The 12,114-nt window shown below is 69.3% G+C and carries 9 protein-coding genes; 3 read left to right on the top strand and 6 right to left on the bottom strand.

Annotation, left to right across the window (positions count from 1 at the left end; genetic code table 11):
- Positions 1-358 precede the first annotated feature (358 nt).
- Together EFK10_RS14310 and EFK10_RS14305 are read left to right on the top strand one after the other, a co-directional pair.
- Complete coding sequence (locus EFK10_RS14310) at positions 359-1,051, top strand: ABC transporter ATP-binding protein (RefSeq protein WP_127356081.1); 693 nt, start codon at positions 359-361, stop codon at positions 1,049-1,051.
- Positions 1,052-1,146: 95 nt separating this feature from the next.
- The gene (locus EFK10_RS14305; protein WP_127356080.1) at positions 1,147-3,138 is read left to right on the top strand and encodes a hypothetical protein; all 1,992 of its coding nucleotides are present in this window, start codon (positions 1,147-1,149) and stop codon (positions 3,136-3,138) included.
- A 25-nt stretch (positions 3,139-3,163) separates the two neighbouring features.
- Here the strand turns inward: EFK10_RS14305 and EFK10_RS14300 are convergent, their stop codons facing one another.
- The 6 genes from EFK10_RS14300 to EFK10_RS14275 form a co-directional block, all read right to left on the bottom strand.
- Entirely contained in the window at positions 3,164-4,441 is a 1,278-nt protein-coding gene (locus EFK10_RS14300; RefSeq protein ID WP_407647075.1) for a Gfo/Idh/MocA family protein, read from the bottom strand.
- Between the two features lie 65 nt (positions 4,442-4,506).
- Positions 4,507-5,541 carry a substrate-binding domain-containing protein gene (locus tag EFK10_RS14295; protein ID WP_127356079.1) on the bottom strand — a complete coding sequence of 345 codons (1,035 nt, stop codon included), beginning with the start codon at positions 5,539-5,541 and terminating at the stop codon, positions 4,507-4,509.
- A 100-nt stretch (positions 5,542-5,641) separates the two neighbouring features.
- The gene (locus EFK10_RS14290; RefSeq protein ID WP_240677214.1) at positions 5,642-6,613 is read right to left on the bottom strand and encodes an ABC transporter permease; all 972 of its coding nucleotides are present in this window, start codon (positions 6,611-6,613) and stop codon (positions 5,642-5,644) included.
- A 29-nt stretch (positions 6,614-6,642) separates the two neighbouring features.
- A complete protein-coding gene (locus EFK10_RS14285; protein WP_127356077.1) occupies positions 6,643-8,184 on the bottom strand; it encodes a sugar ABC transporter ATP-binding protein in 1,542 nt (513 codons plus the stop codon).
- Positions 8,181-9,347, bottom strand: coding sequence for an ROK family protein (locus tag EFK10_RS14280; RefSeq protein ID WP_127356076.1), 1,167 nt, complete (start codon positions 9,345-9,347; stop codon positions 8,181-8,183). The genes EFK10_RS14285 and EFK10_RS14280 overlap by 4 nt, the downstream gene beginning before the upstream one ends.
- Before the next feature lie 172 nt (positions 9,348-9,519).
- Positions 9,520-10,512, bottom strand: a complete 993-nt coding sequence (locus EFK10_RS14275; RefSeq protein ID WP_127356075.1) for a sugar phosphate isomerase/epimerase family protein — start codon at positions 10,510-10,512, stop codon at positions 9,520-9,522.
- Positions 10,513-11,107: 595 nt separating this feature from the next.
- Here EFK10_RS14275 and EFK10_RS14270 point away from each other — a divergent pair.
- Positions 11,108-11,914 carry a ThuA domain-containing protein gene (locus tag EFK10_RS14270; protein WP_127356074.1) on the top strand — a complete coding sequence of 269 codons (807 nt, stop codon included), beginning with the start codon at positions 11,108-11,110 and terminating at the stop codon, positions 11,912-11,914.
- Positions 11,915-12,114: the final 200 nt, after the last annotated feature.

The following is a 12,114-nucleotide window of genomic DNA, read 5'->3' as shown; positions in this document are numbered from 1 at the left end:
AGACTCGACCGGCACACCGCCGATCACCAGGAAGAATCCTCCGCCGCACTGGCGGCTTGATCAACCCCCGAAGGATTTCCGGAACGGACCACTAAGCGCCGGCACCTGCGCTGCGGAGCGGCGCGCAGGCCTTGTGGAGGCTGCGCAGCGCCGGCGGTAGGAGGTGACCGGGCTGGTCTCCAGGTAGGTCACGGTGATCACTGCCTACCCGGACAACTGCGCCAGCTCGGCCTGGTACTACCGGCCGTGAAGGCACCCCGTTGGTGGTACCAATGGAGCCCGCCGGGACGCCTCTTCGTTGGCGCCTCGGCGGGCTCCATCTCATCTTGGAGCAGTACTCAGGTTTCGGAGGCACTCGATGCTGTTGCAGGCGCACGATCTCGTCTACCGGTATGCGGCCGGGTCCGCAGGCGCGGCGGCGTTGGACGGGGCGTCGCTGGAGGTTCAGGCCGGGGAGCAGGTGGCGATCGTCGGGCCGAGCGGGTCGGGCAAGACAACGCTGTTGTACTGCCTGGCCGGGATCGTCGTACCGACCGAGGGCGAGGTCCGCCTGGACGGACAGGGCTTGAGCGGGCGCAGCGATGCCGAACGGGCGCGGGTGCGTCTGGAGCGGTTCGGATTCGTGTTCCAGTTCGCCGAACTGGTGGCGGAGTTGACGCTTCGAGAGAACGTGGAGCTGCCTGTGCGATTGCTGGGGCATTCGGCACGGCAGTGCCGACAGCGCGCAGAGGCGCTGATGGGACGGCTGGGGATCGGTGAGCTGGCGGACCGGCTGCCGGCACAGGTCTCTGGTGGGCAAGCGCAGCGGTGCGCGGTGGCTCGTGCGCTGGTGCACGGGCCGGCAGTCGTGCTGGCGGACGAGCCGACCGGGTCGCTGGACAGGGCGACGGGCCGGACGACGCTGAGCGAACTGCTTGGCGTCTGCGCGGAGGCCGACGCCGCGCTGATCGTCGTGACCCACGACGAGGCGATCGCGGACCAGCTCGGCCGGCGCATCCACGTCGCCGACGGGCGCTGCTTCCAAAACGCGCCCTCCGGCGGTGCGATCTGACGAGGGAGCCGGGCCTGCACCGGGCGGCGCGCTGGTTGGGCCTGCGCTGGGCGCTGCGCCCGCGCGGGGCGGCAGCGCGGCGGGCGTGGAGCACGATGGCCGGAGCGATGGTCGCGGCTTTGGTGCTGACGTTGATGTGGGCGGTGATCGCCGGCCAGGGTTCCCGCACCTCCCGCGAGCAACTGCTCCAGCCTGCCCACGACATGGGTGCCACGGTCACGTTCCGCTTCGAGACGCGCGTCGATAACTACGACGGGCATCGTGTGACGGCGGTGATGGTGGCCGGCGTGCCGGGAGAGGCACCCGCCAGGCCGCCGGGTGTGGCGCGGTTCCCGCGGCCCGGGGAGGTGTTCGTGTCGCCGGCGCTGGCCCACCTGATGGCAACGGATCCGGAGTTCGCCCGCCGGTTCCCGGGCCGGGGCGCGGGCACGGTGGCTGAGGCCGGACTGGCCTCGCCTGATGAGATAGTCGCGGTCGCGGGACTGCCGGATACTGAGTTGGCTGGCGGACTCAGCGCAAACCGCTGGAATGGTTACGGCGGGCAGTTCGAGCAGCCTCTGATACCCCAGCGGGGGCTTGTCTCGACGGTGCTTGCTCTGGTGGGGCTTCCGCTGCTGTTCTTCGGGTTCGTCGTCGCCCGGCTCTCGGCGAACGAGCGGCGGCGGCGGGCGGCGGTCCTCAATCTGATCGGGGTGCCCGCTGGCGTGCTCGCCCGGGCCGCACGGATCGAGGCCGGCGCGCACGCCTTCGCTGGTGCCCTGGCAGGGCTGGCGTCAGGCGCCGCGCTCGTTCCCTGGCTTGCCCAAGCGGGAGTATTCGGCTTCACCTGGTTCGGGTCCGACACCCCGATCACGCCCGGGCTGGCCATTTCGGCGCTGGTCGTTCTCCCGCTCGCCGTCGGCGGTGCGGCTAGCTGGGGCACCCGCCGTCAACTACGCGAGGTGGTAGCGACCCGACACGCCCCCGCGGGAGGGAATCGCGGGCCGCTGCCCTTTGTTCCTTTCGCTGTCGGGACGATGATCCTGGGCACGATATGGGTGTTCGGAAATGCCGATACGGGTCTTCTGCTCAATTCCCCAACCGTGCTGCTCCTCGGCGGCGCGGGCCTGGTCCTGGCCGTCGCCGGTGTGCTGTGGGTCACCGCCCCGTTGCTGCGGCGGGTTGCCCGACGCATCCAGGGGTCGGAGCGTCCCGGCGTCATGCTGGCCGGCCGACGGCTGATGCACGACGCCTCGATCGAGGTTATGTCCGCGGTCGGGATTCTGCTCGTCCTCGTCACCGGTGTCTTCGGCGTGGGAATCCTGACCTACATGAAGGGTGTCGAGCCCGTCGTCACCCGGCAGACGTTTCTCACCGTGAGTTCGTTGCGCTCAGACGGAGCGCGCGCCGCGCTTACGGCCGGCGCTCAGGCGTATGCGCTCCAGCCGCTACCGGCACCCGGGACTCCCTCCGATGCGTTGATCGCAAGCTGCTCGGACCTGGTCACGCTACTGCGCGCGGAGGGGACATCCGCGGCCGATGCGGTCAAGGAGCAGTGTGTGGACGGCCGGACCTACACGGTCGTGGACGCCGCTACACACGCCTCGAACGGGCCCCCGGACTCTCGACACACCGACGGGCCGTTGCTCGTTCCCGTCCTGGGGCAGACCATGCTGAGCGGAACGATGTTCCTTACGACAAATCCGCCGGGAAATTACCAAGACGGTATGGCGAAGGGCTTGCTCACGGCCTTGGTCAACTCGGCCGACGTGGATCGCTTCACGACGGTGGTCGAGTCCGCCGATCCGCTTGCGAGCGTGTCGACACCGACTCAGAACGACAGCATCACCGCGCAATACCCGATCATCCGCAGCATCATCGTGAACAACATCGTCTTCGGCGCCCTGGTGTCCCTCGCCGCCTTCCTGCTCGCCGCCGTCGACCGCGCACGCGCACGCCGCCGACAGGCGACCAGCTTGCTGATCCTGGGGACCCCACGTCGGGTGCTCGCCGCCGCGGTGACCGTGGGGTCGGCGGGCAGGCACCGCAGCCATGTTTTCACGCCCGCGAGGCGTACCCGACAGGGACCAGGGGGACTGACCTGGTGAGATCGGCGCCCTGCGGACTCACAGGTCAGACCTGCTCGGGCGTATTCTCGGCCGCCGGGGTCTCGGCGCCCGGCACCTGCGTCCAGGCCGTCGATGCGCGGGCGCTGCGCTCCACGGCGTCAAGGACCAGCTGGACCTGCAGCGCCTCGACGAACGAGGGCTGGGGATCCTTTCCGGCAGCGATGGCGGCCACCAGGTCGCGGGCCTGGTGAGTGAAGCTGTGCTCGTAGCCGAGGATGTGGCCGGGCGGCCACCACGCGGCGATGTAGGGATGGTCTGCTTCGGTGACCAGGATACGACGGAAACCCTGTTCGGCCCCAGGCTGAGTGGCGTCGAAGAACTCCAGTTCGTTTAGGCGCTCCAGGTCGAACGCCGCCGAGCCCAGGGAACCGTTGAGCTCCAGGCGCAGTGCGTTCTTGCGTCCGGTGGCGAAGCGGGTGGCCTCGAAGGAGGCCACGGCTCCGTTGTCCAACCTGCCGAGGAAGAGGGTCGCGTCGTCGACGGTCACCTCTCCGTGCTCCCCGGCGAGGCTGCCTCGGGCCGTCAGCCCGCCGGGTTCGGCGTGCGGCAACGGCCGGCTCCGGACGAAGGTCTCGGTCAGCCCGCAGACACCGCTGAACTGACTGCCCGTCAGGTAGAGGGCGAGGTCGATGATGTGGGCGCCAATGTCGCCCAGCGCGCCCGACCCGGCGTACTCCCGCCGTAGCCGCCAGGTCAGCGGGAAGTCCGGATCGGTGAGCCAGTCCTGCAGGTAGACCGCGCGCACGTGCCGAATCTCCCCCAGCCGGCCGCTGGCGATGAGGCTGTGCAGCAGGGCGACGGCCGGAACCCGGCGGTAGTTGAAGCCGCAGGCCGACCGGATGCCCGCCTCCCGGGCCCTTTCCGCGGCCGCCACCATGGCCCTGGCCTCGGCGACGGAGTTAGCCAGTGGCTTCTCGCACAGGACGTGCTTGCCCGCCTCCAACGCAGCGATAGCAATCTCGGCATGGCTGTCGCCCGGTGTGCAGATGTCGACGACGTCAATGTCGTCGCGGGCGATGAGTTCACGCCAGTCGGTGAGGTGGTCGGCCCAACCGAGCCGCTCCGCCGCAGCCGCGGCGCGCTCCGGGTCGCGGCCGCATACGGCGGTCATCTCCACCTGGGCCGACAGGTCGAAGGCGTGGTTGACGGTGCGCCACGCCTGCGAGTGCGCTGCCCCCATGAAGGCGTGACCGACCATGCCGATCCGAAGTCGTCCATTGGGCAAGGGTTTCTCCTTGTGCGTCAGGGGCCGGGGGTTTGTCGGCAGCCTGGGCTCACCGATGGCCCGGGTGTCCAGCGCGGGACAGTTGCGTCGGCTGCAGACGCTGGACGAGGACACGGCGTGGGTCAGAACCCGAGGCCGATGTAGTCCGCCACGTTGTCCTTCGTGACGGTCTCCGAGGCGAGGCGGATCTCCTTCGGGACGGTCAGTTCGACGAGATCGCCGATGCCGCGGCCGTTGGCGATGAGCCGAGCCAGCGAGACGGCGGATCCGGACATGGTCGGGCTGTAGGTGACGGTGGCCTTCAGCACGGTGTTGTCGGCGCGGATCTGCTCCATGGCCTTGCGCGACCCCGCCCCGCCGACCATGAGGAACTCCTTGCGGCCGGCCTGGTTGATGGCGGCGAGGACGCCGACGCCCTGGTCGTCGTCGTGGTTCCACACCGCGTCCAGCTTGGGCGCTGCCTGCAGCAGGTTGGCGGTGACCTTCTGGCCTGAGTCGATGGTGAACTCGGCGGCCACCCGGTGTGAGACCTTGAAGCCGTAGGAGCTGAGGGCTTCCTTGAAGCCTCGGCTGCGGTCCTGGGTGAGCGGTAGATTGTCGATCCCGGCGATCTCCGCGATAACTGGGGCCGAGGTGCCCGCGGTCTTCAGGCGCTCACCGATGAAGTGGCCGGCGGCCACGCCCATGCCGTAGTTGTCGCCCCTGATGAGGACACGGAAGGCGAGTTCGTCGGAGAACTGGCGGTCGAGGTTGATCACCGGGATGCCCGCCTGCATCGCCGCGCGGCCGGTGGCCGTGAGCTGTGCCCCGTCGAACGGCAGCACGACGATCACGTCGGGCTTCTCCTGGATCAGGGTTTGCAGTGCGGCCCGCTGGGCGGTGGCGTCCTGACCGGCCTCGACGGTCTTGAGGGTGACCTCGGGGTACTGTTTGGCTCTTGCCTGCGCGTCCGCGGTGATGGCGGCCAGCCAGCCGTGGTCGGCAGCGGGAGCCGAGAAACCGATGGTGATGGGCTTTCCGGGCTTGCCGCTGCTCTGCTGAGCGGGGGCCGTTGCCGGCACGGCTGCTTGGTTGTTGGAGGTACAGCCGGTCATCAGCGCGCCGACGCCGGCGGCTGCGCCGCCGAAGAAGAGGTTGCGACGGGACAGAGCAGACATGTGTCCTCCGCGAAAGTAGGGGGTTTCCGGTGCGGTCGTCTTCCCGACGCCGCCTCCGGGGGATGTGCGGGGGCGCGGCTCCGGGGCCGCGCCCCCGCTGTCAGCGCTTGCGGAACAAGTCCCGCGGTTGGAACTGCTGGACGAGCACGGCGCCGACGATGATGGCGCCCTTGACGATGTTCTGGACCTCGGTGGGGAGGTTGTTGAGGATGAAGAGATTGGTGATGGTGGTGAAGACCACCACCCCGAGCAGGGAGCCGATCACGGTGCCACGGCCGCCGGTGAGGGTCGTGCCGCCGATGATGGCAGCGGCGATGGCGTCCAGTTCGTACAGGTCGCCCTGGGATGAGGAGCCGGCGTTCGCCTGGGCGACAACCATCAGCGCGGCAAGACCGCAGCACAGCCCGGACAGCGCGTAGAGCAGGACAGTCTGGCGGCGGACGTTGATGCCTGCGAGCCGGGCCGCCTCGGCGTTGCCGCCGACGGCGACCGTACGGCGGCCGAAGGTGGTGCGGTTGAGCACTACCCAACCGACGGCGGTGACCCCGGCGAAGATGAGCACCAGCACCGGGATGCCGAGCAGCTTGTTCTCTGCAAGGCGGTTGATCGACTCGACATTGACCGGCTGCGTCTGCTTGTTGGAAATCTTGGTGGCCAGACCTCGGGCGCCGACCATCATGGCCAGGGTGGCGATGAAGGGCACCAGGCGGCCGTACGCGATGAGTACGCCGTTGATCGTGCCGGCGACCGTGCCGACCACCAGGGCCGTGAAGAGCATGCCGCCACCGCCGAAGCCCTGGGTAGCGACGGTGGTGCACCATACGGCGGACAGTGCGGTCAGGGCGCCGACCGAAAGGTCGATGCCGCCGCCGATGATGACGAAGGTCATGCCGATGGCGATCACGCCGATGGCGGAGGCCTGCGTCAGGATGTTGAGCACGTTGCCGCTGGTGGCAAAGGTGTCCGGGGCGCTGACGAGCCCGATCACCACCAGCGCGACGAGCACCCCGGTGAGCCCGAGGTTACGCCGCACCGGCTCGCTTGCGTCATCCCGCCACCAGCTCGTCTTCATCTTCGGCGCCGCGGCCGAGGCCAGGTCGGTCATTGAGCCGCCCCTTCCAGAAGCGATCCCGCCATCACGAGGTCGAGGACTGTGTGTTCGTCGATCTCCTCGGCGCGGGCCTCGTGCACGATCCGGCCCTCGCGCATCACCAGGACGCGGTCTGCCAGGCCCAGCACTTCGGGCACCTCGCTGGAGACCAGCAAAACGCCCACTCCGTCCTCCGCGAGTGACCGGACGACCTGGTAGAGCTCGGCGCGGGCTCCTACGTCGACACCGCGGGTCGGTTCGTCGAGCAGCAGCAGACGCGTGCCGCCCAGCAGCCAGCGGCCTACCACGACCTTCTGCTGGTTGCCGCCGGAGAGCGTGCGCGCGCGGCGCCCGACGTCCTGGGGCCGCAGCTCGAGCCGGTCGGCGACTTCGGTGGCCGCCGCCCGCTCGGCACCGCGGCGGACGAAGCCCGCGGTGGCGTGGCGGCTCAGGCTCGCCAGCCCGATGTTGTTCTGGACGGGTTCGCCGAGGAGCAACGCCTGGCTTTTGCGCTCCTCCGGTGCGAGTCCCAGGCCCGCTCTGACGGCAGCCGCCACGCTGCCGGGCTTCAGCCGGCGGCCGTCCACCAGGACGTGCCCGGCATCAGGGCGGCGGGCTCCGAAGACGGTTTCCAGTAGTTCGGATCGGCCTGAGCCGACCAGTCCGGCGATGCCGACGATCTCCCCTGGGCCTACGGTGAAGGAGGCGTCCGAGAACTCGCCGTGCCGGGTGAGGCCCTCCACTCGCAGCAACTCGCCGGACGGCGCCCGGGGCGGACGTGGCGGGAAGACGTGCTCCAGGGTGCGGCCGGTCATCCGGCCGACGAGTTCCGCCGTCGGTGTGGTGGCGGGTAGGTCCGCGGCCGTGGTGCGGCCGTCCTGGAGCACGGTGACGCGGTCGCAGATCTGCCGGATCTCTTCCAGGCGGTGGGAGATGTACACGACCGCGATGCCCTGGTCCCGCAGTTCGCGGATGATCCGGAAGAGATTGCTGACCTCGTCGTGGGCCAGTACGGCGCTCGGCTCGTCCATGATGAGCATTCGGGCCTCGCGCGAGAGGGCCCGCGCCATGCTCACGATCTGCTGGGCGGCGGCCGGCAGCCTGCCGACGGGACGGCCCAGGGGGATCTCGCCGTGGCCCAGCCGGGTGAGGGCGGTGTGTGCCGCGGCCCTCATAGCGCCCCTGCGGACGAACCCGGCGGTACGCGGCTCGTGCCCGAGCAGGATGTTCTCGGCGACCGTCATGTCGGGTACGAGATCCAGCTCCTGGTAGATGGTGGCGATGCCCGCCCGCATGGCGGCCTGCGGGTCGGCGAAGGACACCGAGCGTCCCTGCCAGGTGATCTGTCCGGCGTCGGGGCGGTGCGCCCCGGAGAGCACCTTGATCAGAGTGGACTTGCCGGCACCGTTTTGTCCGAGTAGGCAGTGCACCTCTCCTTGCCGCACCGTCAGCTCGACGCCGTCCAGAGCGCGTACGCCTGGGAAGGTCTTGACCACTTCGGTGAGCGTGAGCAGCGGGGGGCCGTCGACGGGTGTGTCCGCGGAGTCGGTCATGAGGGTCCTCGGTAGGCGAGTTCGCTGGCCAGTACGGCGGCACCGGCGACGCCGGCACGTGGGCCCAGTTCGGACATCACGATCGGCAGGTTGCCGGTGGCCAGGGGCGTCGATCGCTGGTAGACGACGCTGCGGATCTCGGCGAGCAGGATGTGCCCGAGACCGGCGAGGCCGCCGCCGATGACGATCATCGAGGGGTTCATGAAGCTCACCAGCCCGGCGAGGACCTGGCCGACCCGCCGTCCTCCGGCCCGGATGAGGTTGATGCAGGCGACGTCGCCGGCGGCCGCACCGTCGGCGACGTCGCGGGCGGTGAGTACCCCCGCCGCGGCGAGGCGTTCGGCGAGCATCGGTGACTGCCCGGAGGAGGCGGCTGACATGGCGTCGCGCGCCAGCGCCACGCCGCCGAAGAATGCCTCCAAGCAGCCGACGTTGCCGCACGAGCAGACGGGGCCGTCGGTCTCTACCTGGATGTGGCCGATGTCCCCCGCGCATCCCTCTGCGCCGCGGTAGATGCGCCCGTGGACCTGCACGCCGCAGCCGATGCCGCTGCCGATCTTGACGAACAGCAGGTCGTCGACGGTGTGGGCGACACCGCTGTGCTGCTCACCCAGGGCCATTACGTTGACGTCGTTGTCGACCACGACGGGGCAGCCGTGCTCGCGGGCCAGCACGTCGCGGACCGGGTAGCGGTCCCAGCCGGGCATGATCGGGGGCGACACCGGGACGCCGTCACGGAAGCTCACCGGACCGGGGAGGCCGATGCCGATGGCATCCAGTTGCGTGAAGTGGCCCTGGCCGCGCATCTTGCCCAGGATCTCGGTGACCCGGGCCAGGACGATGTTCGGGCCGGAGCGGATGTCGCAGGGCTCGGCATACGAAGCCACCGGCTCCAGGCGCCCGTCTGTGATCTCGATGTCGACGGAACTTGCGCCCAGGTCCACGGCGGCGAAGCGCACGCCCGGATGCAGTTCGACGAGGGTGGAGCGGCGCCCGCCGCGGGAAGCGGCCGGCCCTGCTTCCAGGACCCGCCCCGCCTCCACCAAGCGGTCGAGCTCGGCCAGCAGCCGCGGGCGTGGCACCTCGAGCCGGCCGGCCAGTTCGGCGCGGGACTGCGGGCCCAGGTCGCGCAGCAGGCGGAGCAGGCGGTACTGGACGCTCATGTGCTCACCTCCTTCAGCGGGTTGAGACGGTTGTGTGACGGAACGTTAGGGACTCAGAACCGAGCTTGTCCACAAGTTCTGCACAAACGATTAGAAGTTGCCTTGCGGATGAGCAGAACTAAGTCGTGGTGCGCCACCCCCGTGCCCCGCAGGGCAGGGGGGTGGCACAAGATCAGGAAAGCAGGTCCGCGAGCGCGGAGTAGCTGCGCTCCGCCGCACCGAGGGAGCCAGGAGGGTCGGGTTGCGTGCCGGGAGCCGTGTCCTGCTCCCAGATGCCGCGGTGGCTGCCGCGGGACCCGATCGCGTGGACGAAGCGATGATAGGGCAGGTCGCCGGCGCCGAACTCGACGATGTCGTAGCCATTGGCGTTGGCCGGGTCCGTTTCGCCATCCTTCATGTGGAACAGGGGGTAGCGGTATGGGTTTCGACGCACGTAGGCGGCGGGGTCAAAACCCGGCCAGCGGTACTGGCCGACGTACGCCCAGTAGACGTCCATCTCCAGGAAGACGTAGCGGGGGTCGGTGCCGTTGAGAAACACGTCGTACAGGCGTACCTCGGGCTGGTCGGAGGCGAAGGCGAACTCGGAGAAGTGATTGTGCTGATACAACTTCAGGCCGCGTGCCGCGGCGGCCTCGCCCCAGGCGTTGAACTCCTGCGCGGCGGCACGGTAGGCCGCGACAGTGCCGGTGTCGGAGGGCGCGTTGGGGGTGCCGATGTGCGGCATGCCGAGGATCTGGGCGTTGTCCAGCTCCTGCTGCAGGCCGTTGCGCAGGTTGCCGATGCCGACGTGGCTGCCGATGGCACGCAGTCCGTTGTCGTTGAGCAGCTGCCGGATCTCCGGAATGGTTATCTGACGGCCGAGGATGGAGGTGTCCTGGGTGTACCCGGCGAACTCGACCTCCTGATACCCCATCCGCGACAGTTCCTCGAAGACGAGGCGGAAGCCGAGGTGTGCGACCTTGTCGCGGACGCTGTAGAGCTGGATACCGATGGCGTCCTTGGGGATGGTCAGACGGGATCGTCCGCCCCGTTCGCCTTCCGTGGCGGGACCGGCAGCGGCTGCGGGCATCGCGCCTGCCAGGGAGACCGCGCCGACGGCGACGGTGGCGCCTGCGGCCGCCTGCAGAAAGCCCCTGCGGTTGAAGTCTCTGTGCGACTGACCCATGAACACTCCTTCGTCGGGAGAGACGGTCGGTGGTACGGCCGCGGCGTGGCCTTCCGCGGTAGGGATGAGGTGCTCGCCTGAGCACGCATGGCGGGGGCCGTCGCGAGGGCGGCCCGGCGGGGAGACCGGCCGCACTCGGTTCGGAGCAGCGACCGGGATTGCGCACGAACGGGAGAGACAGTGTGCGGGCCTTCGCCGGGGCGGGATCCCGCAGCACCTCTACCGACGGGGCAAATGCCTCGTCGCGCCGAAACAGTAGGAGCTGAACGTGGCGCTGTCCAGATCTTCGGCTGGAACCCCTCTAACTTTTTTGTGATCCAGCAAAATAATCAGCGGAACGCGGAGTTATTCGCGCGAAGTCAGCGATAGTCCCTTGACAGCCCCCGCCTGCCGCGCAACGCTCATGACGCCTCATCACCCGCAGTTGTCACGCGGTATCCGCCCGTTTCCATGAGCCGCGGCCCGGGCAGGCCGAGCCTGCCGGGCCAATGGTCACGAGCGCCTCTCATTCGTCCCCCGCAGCGAGCACATCCGGCTGCGCGATGGCCCGCGAACCGGGCCGGTCGAATCCCTGAACGACGACGGAGGTTCATTCATGCTCAGTAAACGCATCGCGGCCTCGGCGGCGGCGCTGGCATTGACGGTGCCGCTGGCGGCCGCCACCAACGCGCAGGCCGGCCAGGTGACCCACCGGTCCGACACCTTCAGAGTGCTGGTCTTCTCCAAGACCACCGGCTACCGGCACGACTCGATTCCGGCAGGTATCGCCGCCATCGAGCAGTTGGGGCAAGAGCACCACTTCACAGTGGACGCGACGGAGGACTCCGCCCAATTCACGGACGCCAACCTCAAGAAGTACCGGGCGGTCGTCTTCCTGTCCTCGACAGGTGACCCCCTCGACCAGCCCGCGGAGAAGGCCGCGTTCCAGCGCTACATCGAGCACGGCGGCGGCTATGTGGGCATCCACGCGGCCGCCGACTCCGGCTACGACTGGGCGTGGTACGGCGGCCTGGTCGGCGCCTACTTCAAGAGCCACCCAGCGCAGCAGAACGCGACGGTCGACGTGACCGGCCCGCGGGCCCCGTCCGAACAGGGCCTTCCGCGGCAGTGGAACCGCTTCGACGAGTGGTACAACTACCGGACCGATCCGCGGGCGGCCGGCGTGCGGGTGCTCGCAGCGATGGACGAGTCCTCGTACAACGTGGGCCCCGACGCCATGGGGGATCATCCGATCACCTGGTGCCAGCGGTATGACGGAGGGCGCGCCTGGTACACCGGCATGGGCCACACCATTGCCAGCTACACGGAGCCGCTCTTCCTGAAGCAACTGCTCGGCGGCATCAAGATGGCGGCCGGCACGGCCTCCTTCCCGTGCGGGCCGAACCACCCGACCACCGGCTGACCCCGTTCGGCACGTCTCTGAGGGGCGACCAGACGGGCCGTTGCCAGGCCCGCCCCAAGCCCTTCTCGCCCCGGCCCCCCGCTCGGGCCTCCTCCGGTGCCCGGGGTACGAGGCCGGCCGACGCCGACCTGCCGTCAGGGCCGCACTGAGATAAGCCCTCAGCACAGCACGACAAGACAGCCCGTACACAGGCAGCCCGG

Origin of the sequence: Streptomyces soli (genome assembly GCF_003999195.1) — a bacterium.
Classification (GTDB): Bacteria; Actinomycetota; Actinomycetes; order Streptomycetales; family Streptomycetaceae; genus Actinacidiphila; species Actinacidiphila soli.
This window is presented reverse-complemented; position numbering and strand designations above follow the sequence as displayed.

Bases quoted from the DNA above. Each gene is read 5' to 3' on its own strand.
- EFK10_RS14310 (WP_127356081.1), top strand. From the start codon at position 359: ATGCTGTTGCAGGCGCACGATCTCGTCTACCGGTATGCGGCCGGGTCC.
- EFK10_RS14285 (WP_127356077.1), bottom strand. From the start codon at position 8,184: ATGACCGACTCCGCGGACACACCCGTCGACGGCCCCCCGCTGCTCACG.
- EFK10_RS14290 (WP_240677214.1), bottom strand. From the start codon at position 6,613: ATGAAGACGAGCTGGTGGCGGGATGACGCAAGCGAGCCGGTGCGGCGT.
- EFK10_RS14270 (WP_127356074.1), top strand. From the start codon at position 11,108: ATGCTCAGTAAACGCATCGCGGCCTCGGCGGCGGCGCTGGCATTGACG.
- EFK10_RS14295 (WP_127356079.1), bottom strand. From the start codon at position 5,541: ATGTCTGCTCTGTCCCGTCGCAACCTCTTCTTCGGCGGCGCAGCCGCC.
- EFK10_RS14305 (WP_127356080.1), top strand. From the start codon at position 1,147: ATGGCCGGAGCGATGGTCGCGGCTTTGGTGCTGACGTTGATGTGGGCG.
- EFK10_RS14280 (WP_127356076.1), bottom strand. From the start codon at position 9,347: ATGAGCGTCCAGTACCGCCTGCTCCGCCTGCTGCGCGACCTGGGCCCG.
- EFK10_RS14275 (WP_127356075.1), bottom strand. From the start codon at position 10,512: ATGGGTCAGTCGCACAGAGACTTCAACCGCAGGGGCTTTCTGCAGGCG.